This is a genomic window from Trinickia sp. EG282A (assembly GCF_040965455.1).
Lineage (GTDB): Bacteria > Pseudomonadota > Gammaproteobacteria > Burkholderiales > Burkholderiaceae > Trinickia > Trinickia symbiotica.
Genome location: NZ_JBFRCC010000005.1, coordinates 687,033 through 703,020, shown reverse-complemented (window position 1 = coordinate 703,020; position 15,988 = coordinate 687,033). Strand labels below are relative to the sequence as shown.

15 protein-coding genes and 1 pseudogene are annotated in these 15,988 nt (G+C 63.3%); 7 read left to right on the top strand and 9 right to left on the bottom strand.

Translation table 11 applies throughout. The features are described 5' to 3' along the window. Nucleotides 1–14 precede the first annotated feature (14 nt). The 3 genes from AB4Y31_RS26110 to AB4Y31_RS26100 all read right to left on the bottom strand — a co-directional run bounded on the left by AB4Y31_RS26110 (nucleotide 15) and on the right by AB4Y31_RS26100 (nucleotide 3,586). The gene (locus tag AB4Y31_RS26110; RefSeq protein ID WP_368676515.1) at nucleotides 15–1,007 is read right to left on the bottom strand and encodes a cyclodeaminase; all 993 of its coding nucleotides are present in this window, start codon (nucleotides 1,005–1,007) and stop codon (nucleotides 15–17) included. After that, entirely contained in the window at nucleotides 1,004–2,020 is a 1,017-nt protein-coding gene (gene eutB, locus AB4Y31_RS26105; RefSeq protein ID WP_368676514.1) for a hydroxyectoine utilization dehydratase EutB, read from the bottom strand. The genes AB4Y31_RS26110 and eutB overlap by 4 nt, the downstream gene beginning before the upstream one ends. 135 nt (nucleotides 2,021–2,155) lie before the next feature. Then, the gene (locus AB4Y31_RS26100) at nucleotides 2,156–3,586 is read right to left on the bottom strand and encodes a PLP-dependent aminotransferase family protein (RefSeq protein WP_368676513.1); all 1,431 of its coding nucleotides are present in this window, start codon (nucleotides 3,584–3,586) and stop codon (nucleotides 2,156–2,158) included. Nucleotides 3,587–3,778: 192 nt separating this feature from the next. Between AB4Y31_RS26100 and ehuB the strand changes: the two genes are divergently transcribed. From ehuB to ehuA, 4 genes are all read left to right on the top strand, one after another. Continuing rightward, nucleotides 3,779–4,654, top strand: a complete 876-nt coding sequence (gene ehuB, locus AB4Y31_RS26095) for an ectoine/hydroxyectoine ABC transporter substrate-binding protein EhuB (RefSeq protein ID WP_368676512.1) — start codon at nucleotides 3,779–3,781, stop codon at nucleotides 4,652–4,654. A gap of 58 nt (nucleotides 4,655–4,712) precedes the next feature. Then, nucleotides 4,713–5,378: an ectoine/hydroxyectoine ABC transporter permease subunit EhuC gene (gene ehuC, locus AB4Y31_RS26090; protein ID WP_368676511.1), complete on the top strand. Its 666-nt coding sequence runs from the start codon at nucleotides 4,713–4,715 to the stop codon at nucleotides 5,376–5,378. After that, nucleotides 5,375–6,043, top strand: coding sequence for an ectoine/hydroxyectoine ABC transporter permease subunit EhuD (ehuD, locus tag AB4Y31_RS26085; protein ID WP_368676510.1), 669 nt, complete (start codon nucleotides 5,375–5,377; stop codon nucleotides 6,041–6,043). The genes ehuC and ehuD overlap by 4 nt, the downstream gene beginning before the upstream one ends. Before the next feature lie 77 nt (nucleotides 6,044–6,120). Beyond that, complete coding sequence (ehuA, locus tag AB4Y31_RS26080; RefSeq protein ID WP_368676509.1) at nucleotides 6,121–6,981, top strand: ectoine/hydroxyectoine ABC transporter ATP-binding protein EhuA; 861 nt, start codon at nucleotides 6,121–6,123, stop codon at nucleotides 6,979–6,981. 26 nt (nucleotides 6,982–7,007) lie between these two features. Here the strand turns inward: ehuA and AB4Y31_RS26075 are convergent, their stop codons facing one another. The 4 genes from AB4Y31_RS26075 to shiA all read right to left on the bottom strand — a co-directional run bounded on the left by AB4Y31_RS26075 (nucleotide 7,008) and on the right by shiA (nucleotide 10,051). Then, the gene (locus AB4Y31_RS26075) at nucleotides 7,008–7,382 is read right to left on the bottom strand and encodes an HTH domain-containing protein (RefSeq protein WP_368676508.1); all 375 of its coding nucleotides are present in this window, start codon (nucleotides 7,380–7,382) and stop codon (nucleotides 7,008–7,010) included. Next, a complete protein-coding gene (locus AB4Y31_RS26070) occupies nucleotides 7,379–7,690 on the bottom strand; it encodes a DUF6516 family protein (RefSeq protein ID WP_368676507.1) in 312 nt (103 codons plus the stop codon). The genes AB4Y31_RS26075 and AB4Y31_RS26070 overlap by 4 nt, the downstream gene beginning before the upstream one ends. A gap of 269 nt (nucleotides 7,691–7,959) precedes the next feature. Continuing rightward, on the bottom strand, nucleotides 7,960–8,733 hold the full coding sequence (locus tag AB4Y31_RS26065; RefSeq protein ID WP_368676506.1) for an IclR family transcriptional regulator C-terminal domain-containing protein: 774 nt from the start codon (nucleotides 8,731–8,733) through the stop codon (nucleotides 7,960–7,962). A 10-nt stretch (nucleotides 8,734–8,743) separates the two neighbouring features. Beyond that, nucleotides 8,744–10,051, bottom strand: coding sequence for a shikimate transporter (gene shiA, locus AB4Y31_RS26060; protein WP_368676505.1), 1,308 nt, complete (start codon nucleotides 10,049–10,051; stop codon nucleotides 8,744–8,746). Between the two features lie 456 nt (nucleotides 10,052–10,507). On the opposite strand from shiA, the gene AB4Y31_RS26055 reads away from it, so the two are divergent. Further along, entirely contained in the window at nucleotides 10,508–11,620 is a 1,113-nt protein-coding gene (locus tag AB4Y31_RS26055) for a 4-hydroxyphenylpyruvate dioxygenase family protein (protein WP_368676603.1), read from the top strand. Between the two features lie 98 nt (nucleotides 11,621–11,718). Continuing rightward, complete coding sequence (locus AB4Y31_RS26050; protein ID WP_368676504.1) at nucleotides 11,719–12,399, top strand: TetR family transcriptional regulator; 681 nt, start codon at nucleotides 11,719–11,721, stop codon at nucleotides 12,397–12,399. Between the two features lie 62 nt (nucleotides 12,400–12,461). Here the strand turns inward: AB4Y31_RS26050 and AB4Y31_RS26045 are convergent, their stop codons facing one another. Together AB4Y31_RS26045 and AB4Y31_RS26040 are read right to left on the bottom strand one after the other, a co-directional pair. Continuing rightward, nucleotides 12,462–13,817 (bottom strand): MFS transporter, encoded by a 1,356-nt coding sequence (locus AB4Y31_RS26045; protein ID WP_368676503.1) that lies wholly within the window; start codon nucleotides 13,815–13,817, stop codon nucleotides 12,462–12,464. A gap of 57 nt (nucleotides 13,818–13,874) precedes the next feature. Continuing rightward, nucleotides 13,875–14,747, bottom strand: coding sequence for a shikimate dehydrogenase (locus AB4Y31_RS26040; protein WP_368676502.1), 873 nt, complete (start codon nucleotides 14,745–14,747; stop codon nucleotides 13,875–13,877). Nucleotides 14,748–15,036: 289 nt separating this feature from the next. Here AB4Y31_RS26040 and AB4Y31_RS26035 point away from each other — a divergent pair. Further along, nucleotides 15,037–15,909, top strand: a pseudogene (locus AB4Y31_RS26035) (sugar phosphate isomerase/epimerase family protein); the annotation flags it as partial. Between the last annotated feature and the right edge of the window lie 79 nt (nucleotides 15,910–15,988).

The window sequence follows — 15,988 nt, the reverse complement described above, 5'->3', positions numbered from 1 at the left end:
TCAACTTCAGAAGGTCATTCCTCGCGAAACGTCGCGCCAGCGCCGGCCGCGCGTACGCGCTCGAGCGCGAGCACCGCAATCGCCGTGTCCTGCGCCCCTGTTCCGGTCAAGTCGCAAATCGTCACGTCGGCGGCGCTCGTGCGTCCCGGCGCACGGCCCGCAATCACTTGTCCGAGTTCGGCGAACGCGGCATCGCGCGTCACGACACCCGCTTCAATCGCGTGATGCAGCTCGCCGAGCACGCGCGTCTGCTGCAACCGGTCGCAGACATAACGCGCCGCGGCAATCGCGGCGGGCGCGATCTCGTTCTTGTGTTCGGCATCCGAGCCCATCGCGGTCACGTGGAGCCCCGGATGGAGATTGGCCACGTCGACGAGCGGCTCGCGACTAGGCGTTGCCGTGATGGCAATGTCGGCACGCTCGAGCGCTCGATGCACATCCGCCGCCACTTCGCAGCGAACGCCCAGCACCTCTCCCATTTCGGCAGCGAATTTTTCGGCGTCCCGACGATCGCGCGCCCAGACCGCGACCTCCTCGATATCGCGCACGAGCGCAAGTGCACGCAATTGCAATCGCGCCTGCTCGCCGGCCCCGACGACGGCGGCGCGTCGCGCGTCGCGTCTGCCGAGCCAGCGCGCGGCGACCGCACCGGCCGCCGCGGTACGCACCGCGGTCAGATAGCCGTTGTCGAGCAATACCGCTTCCGTCAGCCCGGTCTTGGCCGAGAGCACGAGCATGAGTCCATTCAAACTGGGCAGCCCGAGCGAGGGGTTGTCGAAAAACCCGGGACTCACTTTGATCGCGAAGCTGTCGAGCCTCGGCAGCCAAGCCGTTTTCACGTCAACCTCGCCATGACGCCCGGGCAGGTCCAGCCGCAGAATCGGCGGCATGGCGACAGGCTCCGTGGCAAGCGCGGCGAAGGCCGCTTCCACGCATTCGATGGCCGCCAGATCGAGCGGCACGAGTTCGCGAAGCGTTGCCTCGCCGACGATGGAAATCGGATTCATGGCGCGCCTCTCAGCAGCGAATCGGAAGACGGCGCCTGCAATGCGAGACGCCGGTGCAGGTTCATGTCGATGTTGGCGCCGCTCACGACGAGCACGATCGGCCCATCCTCACCGCCCGTCGCTCGCGCATGCGGCACCATGCCTTCGAGCATGGCGGCGATACCCACTGCGGCAGCGCCTTCGATAACGAGCCGCTCGCATCGATAGGCGTGAAGGATCGCGCGCGCGATCGCGTCTTCTTCGACGAGCAATGCGTCGTCGATCAGCGCGCGCGTCAAGGCGAACGTATACCGGTTCGTGAGCCCGATGCCGCCGCCGAGCGAATCGGCCAGCGTATCGACTTCGTCGACGAGCACCGGCTCGCCGGCCGCAAGGCTTGCGTGCATGGCGGCGCCGCGCCGCATCGTGACGCCGGTCATGCGCACGCGCGGCGTGCTCTGCTTTGCGGCAAAAGCGACACCGGAGAAAAGGCCGCCGCCTGAGAGTGGCACGATGATTTGCGCCACGTCGGGCAACACCTCGACGATCTCGAGACCGATCGTGGCCTGCCCGGCGATGACCTGCAAGTCGTCGAACGGCGGCACGTACGAGTAGCCCTCTTCGCTCGCGAGACGCAACGCCTCACGTTCCGCATCGTCCTGACTGTTGCCGACGATGCGCACCTGCGCACCGAGCGCGCGCACGGCTTCGACCTTGTTCGTGGGAACGAGCGCCGAGAGACAGACGAGTGCCTCCATGCCGGACGCTCGCGCGGCATAGGCAACCGCGCGGCCGTGATTACCCGTTGACGCCGTGACGACACGCTCGACACCGCGTTCGGCGAGCTCGCCCACTGCGTTCGTCGCGCCGCGAATCTTGAAGCTGCCCGTCGGCTGTACGGCCTCGAGTTTCAGCAGAACGCGAGTCCCCGCAATCTTCGAGAGCGTCGGCGATTCGACGAGCGGCGTACGCACGACGCGTCCGTACAGACGGCGGCGGGCTCGATAGACATCGGCAAGCGAAAGGGCGGACATAGTCAGGCGCAATCGGTTTGGGCATTGCTGCGTTTCAGTGCTGCCCAGTCTAATGTCCTGAAAAACGAATCCGATTGTCCTAGTTCATTTCCTTCGCACTGCCGAATAATCCGAACGAATCGCACGCATGCGGAGTCAATCGACGGGATGAATCTGCGGGTACTGCTCGAATACCTCGAGCACGGTCTTCACCGCTTGCGCGAACACCTCGTCGCTAACTTCCGCCCCGACGCAAAGGCGTACGGCATTCGGCCTGCTTTCGACTCCGCGCACGAGAAACGGATCGGGCGACGTCACGGCGATATCGCGTTTGCGCAACGCGCGCACGAGATGATCGGCTTGCCAATGCTCGGGCACACGCAGCCAGGCGGAGAGCGCATGCGGATGACTGCCCTCGATGTACGGCCCGAGAATCTGCTTGACGAGCGTTTGCCGCCGCGCGAGGTGCTCCCGCTGCAGTTGCACGAGCCGCGCCGCCGTGCCGTCGTCGATCCAGCGCGTCGCGATCTCGGCCATCGGCGAAGTCGCCATCCAGCTCGACACGCGCAGCGTGCTCTCGGTGCGCAGCGCAAGGCGCCTCGGCGTCGTCAGATAGCCGATGCGCAAGCCCGCGAGCACGGACTTCGTCATGCTCGTGCAATAGAACGATAGCTCAGGAATCATGCTCGATATCGGCGGCAGCGGCTTCGCGGGCAACGGACCATAGACGTCGTCTTCGATAACGTACACGCCGTATCGCTCGGCGATGCGCGCGATCGCCCTCCTGCGCGACTCCGGCATCAACGCGACCGTCGGATTGTTGAGCGTCGGCGTACAGACGAGCGCCGTCACGCGCTCGCTGTCGCAAAGCTCTTCGAAGTGCTCCGGATGAATGCCGAACTCGTCGATCTCGAGGCCCTTCAGCGTAAACCCGAGGACGTTCGCCGATCCGATGACGCCATGGTCCGTGAGACTTTCGCAGACGACCGTATCGCCCGGCCGCACGAGCGAGGCAAGCGCGAGAAAGATCCCGTGCGCCGCGCCGTTCGTGACGAGCAGCGTATCGGCCGACGCCGGCATCCCCAGGCGTGCGAGCCAATCGACGGCCGCGCGCCGGTGATGCTCGAAGCCGGCGATGGGACGAAACGCGCGAATCCACGGCTGGTCCTCGATCTTAGCCAGCGTGGCGCAGACTTTGCGCCACATGGCGTCGTGCTCGGGCGTATGGATGATCCGCGCGATCGAGAAGTCGATCACCGAACGCTCGGCCGTATCGAGCATGTAATTGGCCATTTTCTCGGTGACGCGAGGTGCAACGAAGCTTCCGCGCCCCACCTCACAGCGGATCAGACCCTGACGCTCAAGTTCCTTGTACGCGTTCGTCACCGTCTGCACGCTGATTTCGAGCTCGGCGGCCACGTCGCGCTGCGGCGGAAGACGCGTGCCGGGCCGCAGAACCGCTGCTTCGATATCGCCCGCGATCGCCTTCACGAGCCGCTTGTACTTCGATTCCACGCCATGCACGGCCCGTACTGCAGTGCGCCAATCATCGATCACCGTTCGTCTCCTCGTTGCATTGCCGACCATCGTCCGCACAATTACCAATGTGAATTATTGTCCTAGAGCAATCGTGATCAAAAAAATGGCTTTGTATGCTGCGCTCAAGACATGGAGGTTCACCAACCGGAACGGGCCACATGCACGGCCCGAACCCGTGTCGTACAGCGCCGGCGCACGCAATTCGCCGAACGGACTTACCCCATCACCTACGGGAATGTCATGAAAGCCTCTCAGTTCAATGCTCAGTTCAGCCAATTGTCAGGATTCCTCATCGCCTGCGCGGTCGCGGCAGCCGGGTTCTTCGCGCTCACGCCCGGCGCATCGGCCGAAACGACGCTGCAGCGCATTCAGCGCACGGGCGAAGTCCGGATCGGCTATGCCAACGAGGCGCCGTTTGCCTATACGACGCCCGACGGCAAGGTCACCGGCGAGTCACCGGAGATCGCGAAGAAAGTCTTCGCGAAGCTCGGCGTCAAGAAGGTCGATGCCGTGCTGACCGAGTGGGGTTCGCTGATTCCGGGTCTGAAAGCAGGCCGTTTCGATGTCATCGCGGCCGGCATGTACATCACGCCTGAGCGCTGCCAGCAGGTTGCGTTCGCCGATCCGCAATATCAGATCCAGGACACACTGCTCGTGCAAAAGGGCAACCCCAAGAATCTTCATAGTTACTCTGACGTGGCCAAAGCCGATGCCAAGCTGGCCGTCATGTCGGGAACGGCCGAAGTCGGTTATTCGCAGCAAGAGGGCGTAAAAATGGATCAGTTGCAGCAGGTGCCGGACACCACGGCGCAATTGCAGGCAGTCCGCGCACGGCGTGTCGATGCGGCCGTGGGTACTGCACTGACGATGAAAGCGCTGGCAAAGAAGGATCCGGCGCAAGTGGAAGCGGTCGAAGCCTTCAAGGATGATCCGAAGCACACAGGCTATGGCGCGCTCGCTTTCCGCCAGGAAGACACCGATCTGCGCGAGGCGGTCGACAAGGTGCTGCATTCGTGGCTCGGGACGCCCGATCATCTGCAAACGGTCGCGCCGTTCGGCTTCGACAAGTCGAATCTGACCAACAAGACCGCGGCCGAGATCTGTAGCGGCAAGTAATCGCCGCCGCGGGCCGGGACCGGCCCGCGGCGCGAGCCTCTGGATTTCAGGAAAGGCTATGACCGAACTGCTTCCTCTGTTGATGCGCGGCACACTCGTCACCGTCGAGATCGCCGCGCTGAGCACACTGCTCGCCATCGCGATGGCCTTCATCGCGACCGCGTTGAAAGCCGCGCCGTGGCGGCCGTTACGCTGGATCGGCAACGTCTACGTCGAAGTTTTTCGCGGTACGTCGCTGCTCGTGCAATTGTTCTGGTTCTTCTTCGTGCTGCCGCTGCCGCCGTTCAACCTCAGCATGACGCCGTTTACCGTGGCCATCGTCGGCCTCGGCCTCCATTACGGTGCCTACGGCTCCGAGATTCTGCGCGGCGCGTTGCGGTCGGTGCCCGGCGGGCAGTTCGAAGCCGCCGTCGCGCTCAACATCTCGCCGCTTACGCGACTGCGGCGCATCATCCTGCCGCAGGCGATGATCAACGCGCTGCCGCCGGCCACGAACCTGATGATCGAGCTGCTGAAGGGGACGTCGCTCGTCTCGCTGATCACATTGTCCGATCTATCGTTTCGCGCGCGTCAGCTCGACGAAGCCACGTTCGAAACAGCGAAAATCTTCGCGCTGACGCTCGTCATCTACTTCGTGTTGGCGCAACTGCTCGCCACAGTCATGCGCCATTTCGAGCGGCGCGTCAGCCATGGTTACGGGGTCGCCCGCGGAGCAACAAAATGAACGGCTCGAGTCGCCTTTTCGATCTCGGCTATGCCGAGCGCATCCTGCCGGCGCTGTTGCACGCGTCGATCTATACGATACTGATCACGGTCGTCGGCTTCGCCATCGCGCTCGTGCTGGGCCTCGTCTTCGCCATCCTGCGTCGCAGCCATATCAAGGCGATCTCGCACACCGTGGGGTTTGTCGTCGAGTTCATTCGCAGCACGCCGCTCTTGATTCAGGTCTACGTGTTGTTTTACGTGCTGCCCGTCTACGGGCTGACGATGTCGGCGCTCACGGCCGGCACGGTCGGCATTGCGCTCCACTACGCGTGTTATACGTCGGAAGTCTATCGGGCCGGGCTCAACGGCGTTCATCGCGGGCAATGGGAGGCGGCCTGCGCGCTGTCGCTCTCGCCCTGGCGCACCTATCGCGACGTCGTGCTGCCGCAGGCCATCCGCCCGGTCATTCCAGCGCTCGGGAATTATCTCGTCGCCATGTTCAAGGACACGCCGGTGCTATCGGCGATCACCGTCGTCGAACTGATGCAGCAGGCGAAGAACATCGGCTCGGAGACCTTCCGATACTTGGAGCCCATCACGCTCGCCGGAATCTTCTTCCTCATCATCAGCGTGAGCTTCGCGGCACTCGTGCGGCGCGTCGAGCACGCGGTGAGACTGCCATGAAAACATCCGCAAATGCGCCGGTCGACGCGGAACGCGCGGCCCCCGCAACTTTAGCCACCCCAGTGACGGAGCAAGAGATGAAGCGAGACGACGAGCGGGCCCTCGCCCGGCGTGACGAAAGCGGCGCAACTGAAAAGACCGAACCGCGGGGTGTCGATGGCGCTTCGACGCCGATGGTTCGCTTTTCACATGTGACCAAGCGATACGGCTCACTAACGGTCCTCGACGAGCTCGACTTCGAAGTCGCCCGCAACGAGAAAGTCGCGATCATCGGGCCAAGCGGCTCGGGGAAGTCCACATTGCTGCGCGTGCTGATGACGCTCGACCCGCTGACGAGCGGGATGATCGAGGTCGACGGCGAACCGCTCACGCACATGCGGCGCAACGGCGCGCTCGTGCCCGCGTCACCGAAGCACTTGCGCGAAGTGCGCAGCAAGATCGGCATGGTGTTCCAGAGCTTCAACCTCTTTCCGCATATGACGGCGCTCGATAATACGATCGAGGCGCCGATGCACGTGCTCGGCATGTCGCGCAAGGAAGCGACCGAGCGCGCGAAGGATTTGCTTTCGCTCGTCGGTCTGGCCGATAAATGTGGCCACTACCCTTCGCAGCTATCCGGCGGACAGCAGCAGCGCGTGGCGATTGCGCGCGCGCTGGCGATGCGTCCGAAGGTCATGCTTTTCGACGAAGTGACGTCCGCGCTCGATCCTGAATTGTGCGGCGAAGTGCTCAACGTGATTCGGCGGCTCGGCGAGGAACACAATTTGACGATGCTGATGGTCACCCACCAGATGGGCTTTGCGAGGGATTTCGCCGATCGCGTCTGCTTTTTCTCGCAAGGGAAGATCATCGAGCAAGGGCCGCCGCAGGAATTTTTCTCGGCGCCCAAGCACGAAAGAACCCAGCAGTTTCTGCGTGCCGTGCGCGAAGCGCTTTGATCGACGACGGCAACAGTTCCAAACGATCAGTCAATCAGCACATGGAGATCGACGCGTGAAGCAACGGCACGTACGACTTTTTGCGTCCCGTGACCGGGATTCGCCGCAGTCTCGACCAACACGAGCCCTGCAGCCTGCAGCGCGTCGATGTCGCGCTTCACCGCGCTGCGATCGCGATGCAGGCGCGCCGCGAGGCCGGTAATCGAGGCTGGCTCCGACTTTATCGCGCGAAAGACGCCGATGCGCGCCTGTGTGAGCAACTGAGCCACCTCGGCCGGGTCCTCGAATGTGACGATGTGCGTTTCGACGAGCCGCTCGCCGCGATCAGCCTGCCGTGCGAGACGCTTACCCCGCGCGAAGAACTCCGCCTCGGTGCCGGTTCCAATCTGTGTTTTGCTCATCGTTTACTCCGCAATGCAGTCCAGTCGCGCGCGAACTGAGCCTCGACATCCTCGAAGCTGACGAAGTCGACAGGTTCAATTCGGCCGTAATAGTGTCGGTGGTGGTAGCCATGCGCGTTGTCGTAGCCGATCACGCGACCATTGTCACCTTGATAAAGTTCGTGGTTAATGTAAGCGAGGTTGTAACGGGTTATACAGCCGCTTTCGTCGGCCCAGACCTCGCGCCGCAATTCGCCGTTTCCGCGTCGCCTGGCAATGACGTGGCGCTCATCCCGGATCTTCACCTCAGACGTGACGGAATTTATCACGGCTGGTAGGTTTCTGCAAAGCCATCGAGCAGGCCGCGATCGTCGACCGCGGCGCCGCTGTCTCAAGATGGAGCGGACGGGTAACGATCGAGCTGGAACGTCGGGAAAGATCGTGGATGGGGTTTGCATGGCCGGCCTCCTAGGGAAAGGTCGCGGCACCCGGCCCAGACCCCCATGGACGAAATGCCGTAGACCGGCGTGAGTACAACAAACCTCCAAGTCGAGGTCTATCAGACGGCTCCGAATCCGTTAGCGGTGCTCGGCGGCGACTACAACACATTCATCATCGCCAGCGCGGTCTCCTGCAAGTACGGGAGGACGCGCTGCGAGGCCGCTTCCGTCGTCTCTTTCCCGATTGGCATGTTAGTGCTGAGCGCGGCGACGACTTCCCCTTGCCTATTCTTGAGCGGCACCGCGATCCCGCGCACGCCGACTTGCAGTTGCTGCTCGAGGACGGCAAACCCATCGAGCCGCGCGCGGCGAATCGTCTCTCGCAAATGCGACCTGTTCGTCAACGTATAGGGGGTGAACTGCGCGAGCTCGGTGGCGTTCAGCCAAGCGAGTACCGCATCCTGATCGGGCTTGTGCGCGAGCAGGACGACGCCGGGCGACGCGAGCGGCGCCGGCACGCGCGCGCCGAGTACGAATCCGGTCGTCATCACGCGCGATGCGCCGTTTCGCGCGATGAAGACGAGCTCCCACTCGTCGAGCACGCTGACATAGACCGATTCTTTGAGCGTCGCGCTCAATTGCTGCAGGTAAGGCTGCACGAGGCGCGGCAGCCTCGCGGAATCGAAGTAGGACCAGCCGACTCTCAGCACGCGCGGCGTCAACCCATAGAGCTTGCCGTCGGTATAAACGTAGCCAAGGTGCTCGAGCGTCAGCAGATAGCGACGCGCGGCCGTTCGCGACAAGCCTGTCCGCGCACCCGCTTCAGTCGCCGTCATGCGCGGATGCTTATCGTCGAATGCCTCCAGAATGGCGAGGCCCTTTTCCAGTCCGGCGATCCAATCGCGCCGGTCGAGCGTCTCGTTCCGCTTCATGCGGGAAACCTTACTCCACGCCCCTCTTCATGAACCAGGCGACCAGCAGCGAAATCAGGCAGCCCCCCATCAAGTACGCGGCAACCGGATGCCACGAGCCGCCCGCGAAGGTAGCCAGCGCAGCCGCGATGAACGGCGTGAACCCGCCGCCGACGACGCTCGCGACCTGGTAGCCGACGCCTGCGCCGCTATAACGGTACGACGCGCCGAAGAATTCGGTGAACATCGGCTGCTGGACGCTCACGACCATGTCGTGCGAAAAATTCGCGAGCAGCACGGCAAAGACGATGATCGGCAGCGTCGCGCGCGATTCGAGCGCGAGGAAAAACGGCACCGCCGCAAGCACCCCGATCAGCGCGCCCGTCAGATAGACGCGGCGACGCCCGAGTCGATCGGCGAGCCAGGCGAAGCAGGGAATCGTCAAGCAACTGACCGCACCGACGATGAAGCCGATATGAAGAAACAGCTCACGCGGCAATCCAAGCTTGGTCGTCGAATAGCTGAGCGCAAACGTCGTCACGATGTACATCGTAAACAACTCGGCAAGGCGCAACGCGATGATCAGCACGAACGCGCCGGGATGGCTGCGCAGCGCTTCAAGCACAGGCAGGCGCACCTTCTTGTGCTCACGCTCCACCTTTTGCACGAATTCTTCGGACTCCTGCATACTCGAGCGAATCCAGAGCCCAATGGCGACGAGCACGACACTGAAGAGGAACGGCAGACGCCAGCCCCACGCCTTGAACGCGGCGTTGTCCATCGATTGGCTGATGAGCGAGACAATACCCGTCGACAAAACGAGCCCGACGCCGTAGCCGACCTGCACGCCGCTGCTGTAGAAGGCCTTTTTCCCGCTCGGGGCGCTCTCGCACGCCATCAGCGCCGCGCCGCCCCACTCCCCGCCGACCGCGAAGCCCTGAATCGCGCGCAGCGTGACGAGCATGACGGGCGCCCACCAGCCGATGCTGGCGAACGTCGGCAACGCGCCGATCAATGCCGTCGAGAGCCCCATCAGCATGACCGTCAAGACGAGCATCCGCTTGCGGCCGAGGCGATCGCCGAAGTGCCCGAAGACAATGCCGCCGAGCGGCCGGAAAAGGAAGCCCACGCCGAACGTCGCGAAAGCCGCGAGAACGCCCATCGCCGGGCCGACGCTCGGGAAGAACGCGGAGTTGAAGACTAGCGCGGCGACGATGCCGTACAAGAGAAAGTCGTACCAATCGACGACCGCACCGATAAAGCTACCGAGCGCGGCCTTGCGGGCGCGACTCGGCGCGACGGCGCCGGACTTGCCGGCGGTTGGTGCAGCTGGAATCATGAGGCGTCTCCGGATTGTTCGAGTGGCCGTCGTTGAAAGCGGCGACGGCGAAAAGCGCGGTCCGCATCCCTGGTCTTTCGGAGCGGATCGGTTACGATTGGTTCGCCCCGCGACGGTTGCTCGGAGAATAAGCGGCCCGCGACTTTAGCACAATGAATCGCTCGACCACCTGGACCGAAGATCGCACATCCACGTGCGTTAATCGAACGCTCTCGGGGTTAGCACTAACGGATGGGAAGCTTCAAGGACTGACGTATGCGCAACACCGTGGCTCGCAACGATGTACTGAACGGTTAAAATCGCGCCCAAGCGCTTCGAATGCGCATCGGTAAGGTAAATCGACACGCCGGGCGACGCGGTGTATGACCGCCCGCCCGCTCCGGGAGAGAGACTCATGAACGGCCCGCATGCTCACGTTTGTTCGCTGACCGCTCGCCCAAGGCGATGGGAGGCATGATGATCGACGACTTTTCGAATGCAGCATCGTCCAGCGCCGACGCCGATGCGAACGCCAATCCGCTCGGCACCGCCGGACTCGAATTCGTGGAGTTCGCCGCACCCTCCCCCGACGCCCTCGCGCGCCGCTTCGAGCAGCTCGGCTTTCACGCGGCGGCACGTCACGTCAGCAAGGCCGTCACCCTCTACCGCCAGGGGAACATGAACTTCCTCATCAACGCGGAACCCGATTCGTTCGCGTCGCGCTACGCCGAGGAATACGGCGTCGGAATCTGCGCGATCGGCATTCGCGTCGACAATGCGCAACGCGCGTTCGAACGAACGACGGAGCTCGGTGCCTGGGCGTTCGAGGGCGAACGAGTCGGTCAATCGGAGCTCGTCATACCGGCCATCCAAGGCATTGGCAACTCGCACATCTATTTCGTCGATCGCTGGCGTGGTCGCGGCGGCGCGACGGGAGACGAGACGATCTTCGATGTCGACTTCCGCCCCATCGGAGCGCCGCCAACCGGCGCCGAGACGAGGGGCGGCGTCGGCTTGACGGAAGTCGACCACTTCACGCAAATGGTCGGTGCCGGCCGCATCGGCGAATGGCTCGATTTCTACCAAGAGCTGCTGGGCTTTCGCGAAATTCGCACGTTGCATGCGGACTGGCACCTGTCAGCCGATTCCCGCGTCGTTCAATCGCCTTGCGGCGGCATCACAATTCCGCTCTACGAAGAGGGCACGCCGCGCACGCGGCTGCTTCACGAATATCTGCCCGACCATCCCGGCGAGGGCGTCCAGCATATCGCGCTCGCGAGTCGCGACATCATCGCGTGTGTCGACGCGCTAAGAGCGAACGGACTGGAGTTCCTGAGCCCCCCGGCGCGCTATTACGACGAGATCGACGAGCGTTTGCCGGGGCATGGGCTCGATATCGAAGCGCTGCGACGCCGCAACATCCTCGTCGACGGAGAGATCGAGGCTGACGGTACGCCGCGCTTGTTTCTGCAGACATTCGTGAAGCGCGCGCCGACGGAAACCTTCTTCGAAATCGTCGAGCGGCGCGGGCACCACGGGTTCGGCGAAGGAAATCTGCAGGCGCTCGAGCATGCGCGCTTGCCGCGATGAGAGGCAGTGCGGCGCGACGCACGCCAAAGCTGGCGTTCAACATCGGCGTGATAGAACCCCATGCTAGAATGCCCCGTCATAGCCGCACACGCCCTGAAATGAAGAAGGCATCACCAAAGGCAGCCCTGCCCGACGGCAACGACCTCCCCTCTGAAGCCCGGCGCAAATACGATCCCGAAGAAACGAAGCGCAACATCCTCGACGTCGCGACGCAGGAGTTCTCGGCGATGGGACTCGCCGGCGCGCGCGTCGATGCAATCGCCGAGCGCACGAACACGACGAAGCGGATGCTCTACTACTACTTCGAGAGCAAGGAGGGGCTTTACGAGGCCGTGCTCGAAAAGGTGTACGGCGATATTCGGACGCTCGAGCAGGCGCTCAATATCGAGGAGCTCGAGCCAGTCGAAGGGATGCGCCGGCTCGTCGAGTTCACGTTCGACTACCACGACAAGCACCGCGACTTCGTACGCCTCATCGCGATCGAGAACGTTCACAGCGCGAAGTACATTGCACAGCTGAAGGCTTTCAAGAGCCGCAATGTCAGCATCGTCACCACGATCGAAGACTTGCTTGCGCGCGGCGTCGCAGCAGGCGCGTTTCGCACCGATATCGATGCGATCGATCTGCATCTGCTGATCAGCTCTTTTTGCTTTCACCGCATCTCGAACCGCTACACGTTCGGCGCGGCGTTCGGCCGTGACCCGTCGCATGCGCGTCTGCGCAGCCGCCATCGCGAGATGATCGTGGACGCCGTGTTGCGCTTCGTTTCCAAGCCTTAGAAACAAAAACGGCGCCAGTTCAAAATGGCGCCGTTTTGTGTTCTCCCGTCAGTTTCGGATCTTCATGACTCGAGCCTGATGCGCTTGATGTCACCCACGACGAATATGTAGGCGAGCGCGCCAATCAGCGCAACGACGCCGATGAAGATCAGCGCGCCGACGAACGATCCGGTCGCGGCGACGACGAAGCCGACCACGAGCGGCGTCACGATGCCCGCGAGATTCGCCGCGAAGTTGAAGATGCCGCCCGTCAGTCCGAGCAGACCTTCCGGTGCGATATCGGAAACGAGCGTCCACCCGAGCGCGGCCATGCCCTGCGCAAAGAAGGCGAGCGACATGATTGCGATCACGACCGTATCGCTCTTCACGTAGTTCGCGAGCACGATCGTCGACGCGAGCAGCAGCCCCGCGATGATCGGCAGCTTGCGCGCAACGTTGGCCGATTTGCCGCGGCGAAGCAGCGAATCGGAAAGCCAGCCGCCGAACATCACACCGACCGACGCCGCGATAAACGGTAGGATCGCGAAAAATCCGATCTTGAGCCAGCCCATGTGCCGCTCGGTAGCCAGGTAGGTCGGGAACCAGGTCAGAAAGAACACGAGCGTCGAGTTGCCGGCGAACTGGCCGAGACAGATGCCCGCCAGTTGACGTTGCTTGAGCAACCGCCCGACCGTTCGCCACGAAAAGCGATTGGCACCCTTGGCCGCCGCACCGCTATCGTGGCGCGTCAGGCCGCCGCCCGCCTCGATGTATTCGAGTTCCGCCTGGTTGGCGCGCGGATGCTCATGCGGCTCACGATAGAGCCACCACCAGACGGCGGCGAACACGACACCCGCGATGCCGACGACGAAAAACAACGTGCGCCACCCATACGCCCCCATCAGGGCGAACAGCACGGGGCTGAAAAACGCGAGCCCGATGTATTCGCCGACGGTATAAGTGCCCGTTGCGAGCGCGCGCTCGCGCTGCGGGAACCAGGTCGCGACGACACGGCTGTTCGTCGGGAAACACGGGGATTCGGATACGCCGAGCCCGAACCGGAACGCGAGCAGCGCGCCGACGCCATGCACGAGCCCTTGAGCCAGCGTGCAAAGCGACCAGAACGTCATCGCGAGGTAGTAGGTCAGCTTGCTGCCGAAGCGGTCGAGAAACAGACCGCCTGGAATCTGGGCAGCGGCATAGGTCCACGAAAACGCCGAGAAGACGATGCCCATCACGGCCGCGCCGATGCCGAGCTCTTTCGTCAGCTGCGGCGCGGCGATGCCGAGAACCGTCCGGTCCAGATAGTTGATCATCGTGCCGATCGCGAGCAGCGCGAGAATCCGATAGCGCGCCGACGATCGGCGCATCGCGCCGGCAGCGGCGCCCGCCGAGGCGTACCCCTCGTTTGGCAGTCCTGACGAAATGGGCTTTTGCATCACTTGTCTCCTAATCTGTCCACTCTTCTCTTATCGTCGAAAGTCGAAAGCGCATGCTCAACGCACGAGCGTCTGAAAGTGCGTGTACATGCGCTCGGCGTCGGGCGCGATCCCCGTAAACAACTCGAATGCCCCGGCTGCCTGATAGACGGCCATGCCGCCGCCGTCGAGCGTGCGGCAACCGCGCGCCCGGGCCGCTTTCAGCAACTCCGTCTCGATCGGAAAATAGACGACGTCGGCCACCCAAAGGCGCTGGTGCAACAACTCGGCCGGCAGCGGCAGGCCCGGGTGCTTGGCCATTCCAGTCGGCGTTGCATGAATGAGGCCGTCCGCCGCGGCGAGCGCGTCGGACAACGCCTGCGGGGAACCGTCGCCCGCGCTGACACGGGCCGACGCAAAGCGTGCCTGCAACGCAGCGGCCAGCGATTGTGCTCGTGCGGGGTCGACATCGAAAAGCGTCAGTTCGCGGGCACCCATCGTCAACGCGGCGTGGGCGACTGCGGCGCCGGCACCGCCCGCGCCAAGCTGGACGACCCGCCCGAGCTCGGCGTCCGGCAAGCCGCGCTCGAACGCGCGCTTGAATCCTGACCAGTCCGTGTTATGTCCGATCCGCCGCCCATCCTTGAGCTGCACCGTATTGACGGCACCGAGCGCACGCGCGTCGTCGGACAACTCGTCGAGCAGCGGGATGACGGCTTGCTTGCACGGATGCGTGATATTGAGGCCGTCGAAGCCCATCCACTCCGCCGCGGCCAGCAGCTTGGGCAGCGTCGGCGCATCGCGCCAAAGCGTTTCGAGGTCGACGCGGCGATACACATACCCGATGCCCAGTTGCCGTGCCTCCTCTTCATGCATCGCGGGGGACAACGATCCGCCGATGCCCCCACCGATCAACCCAACTAGAAACGAGCGCTCGAATGTTTTATGCACATGAAGCTCCAGAAGCCATGATCATCGTTCGCTGATCGCACGCGTCACCCCGACGGCGACATCGAGGCACACGGCGTGCAGCGATCGGGACTGAGTTTCGCGCATTCCCGCTCGTTTGTCGTTTGGGGTTTATACGAATTTGTACCATCTAGTTAGTCCGTAGAATCGGCTACAATCTTCCAGCCGACATTGGGATCGGCGCCCCGTTGTCATGTAATCAACTCGTACATTCTTGCTTGGCTCGCCACTTGGTGACGAGCGACGTGACCGCCCCTCTCGGAGTATCTTCATGAAACGTTCGATCGCCACGGTGTCCGTCAGCGGCACGCTCGTCGAGAAGCTGAATGCGATCCGGCAAGCCGGGTTTGACGGCGCCGAAATATTCGACGACGATCTGCGCTCAGCGAAGGAGTCCCCGGCCGACGTCCGGCGCATCGCGGCGGATCTCGGCCTCGAGCTCGTGCTTTATCAGCCGTTTCGCGATTTCGAGGGCGTCAGCGCCGAGCGCCTCGCTCACAATCTCGAGCGTGCGCAGCGTACGTTCGACGTCATGCATGAGCTGGGCATCGACCGCTTGCTCCTTTGCAGCAATGTGTCGAGCGATGCGATAGGCGACGATTCGCTCATCGTCGATCAACTCGGCACCCTCGCGCGCGCGGCACGGGCCTCCGGTATCGTGGTGGGCTATGAAGCGCTCGCCTGGGGCCGCCACGTCAACCGTCACGGCCATGCCTGGCGCATCGTGCAAGCCGTCGGTGACGCGAACTTGGGGCTCGCCCTCGATAGTTTCCACACCTTTTCGCGCGGCGACTCCGCCGACGACATCGCTTCGATTCCCGGCGATCGAATCGCTTTCGTCCAGCTCGCCGACGCCCCGAACCTCGCGCTCGACGTGCTCGAATGGAGCCGGCATCACCGGTGCTTTCCTGGGCAGGGCGATTTCGACATGGTCGGCTTTACGGCCCGTGTGATCGAATCGGGCTATTCGGGCCCGCTCTCGCTCGAGATCTTCAATGATGGGTATCGTGCCGCACCGCCCGCCGGCGTGGCCCGAGACGGCTATTGCTCGCTGCTCGAGCTCGAGGAGCGCGCCCGGTCGCTGCTCGCCGCCGAATCGACGTCGCGCTCGGCGCGGCCGGCTCCGAGTCATGTAACGCGCGGATGAAAGCGGGAGCCCACGCAAGGTTCGCTTCTCATTCGCCACGCTAGACCGACATCTCTCGAAAGGCACGAGAGATCTA

Coding starts and splice junctions, on each gene's coding strand:
- ehuD (WP_368676510.1), top strand. CDS start 5,375: ATGAACGGCTCGAGTCGCCTTTTCGATCTCGGCTATGCCGAGCGCATC.
- AB4Y31_RS26100 (WP_368676513.1), bottom strand. CDS start 3,586: ATGGTCGGCAATGCAACGAGGAGACGAACGGTGATCGATGATTGGCGC.
- AB4Y31_RS26110 (WP_368676515.1), bottom strand. CDS start 1,007: ATGAATCCGATTTCCATCGTCGGCGAGGCAACGCTTCGCGAACTCGTG.
- AB4Y31_RS26055 (WP_368676603.1), top strand. CDS start 10,508: ATGATCGACGACTTTTCGAATGCAGCATCGTCCAGCGCCGACGCCGAT.
- ehuB (WP_368676512.1), top strand. CDS start 3,779: ATGAAAGCCTCTCAGTTCAATGCTCAGTTCAGCCAATTGTCAGGATTC.
- ehuC (WP_368676511.1), top strand. CDS start 4,713: ATGACCGAACTGCTTCCTCTGTTGATGCGCGGCACACTCGTCACCGTC.
- AB4Y31_RS26075 (WP_368676508.1), bottom strand. CDS start 7,382: ATGAGCAAAACACAGATTGGAACCGGCACCGAGGCGGAGTTCTTCGCG.
- AB4Y31_RS26050 (WP_368676504.1), top strand. CDS start 11,719: ATGAAGAAGGCATCACCAAAGGCAGCCCTGCCCGACGGCAACGACCTC.
- AB4Y31_RS26045 (WP_368676503.1), bottom strand. CDS start 13,817: ATGCAAAAGCCCATTTCGTCAGGACTGCCAAACGAGGGGTACGCCTCG.
- ehuA (WP_368676509.1), top strand. CDS start 6,121: ATGAAGCGAGACGACGAGCGGGCCCTCGCCCGGCGTGACGAAAGCGGC.
- AB4Y31_RS26065 (WP_368676506.1), bottom strand. CDS start 8,733: ATGAAGCGGAACGAGACGCTCGACCGGCGCGATTGGATCGCCGGACTG.
- shiA (WP_368676505.1), bottom strand. CDS start 10,051: ATGATTCCAGCTGCACCAACCGCCGGCAAGTCCGGCGCCGTCGCGCCG.
- eutB (WP_368676514.1), bottom strand. CDS start 2,020: ATGTCCGCCCTTTCGCTTGCCGATGTCTATCGAGCCCGCCGCCGTCTG.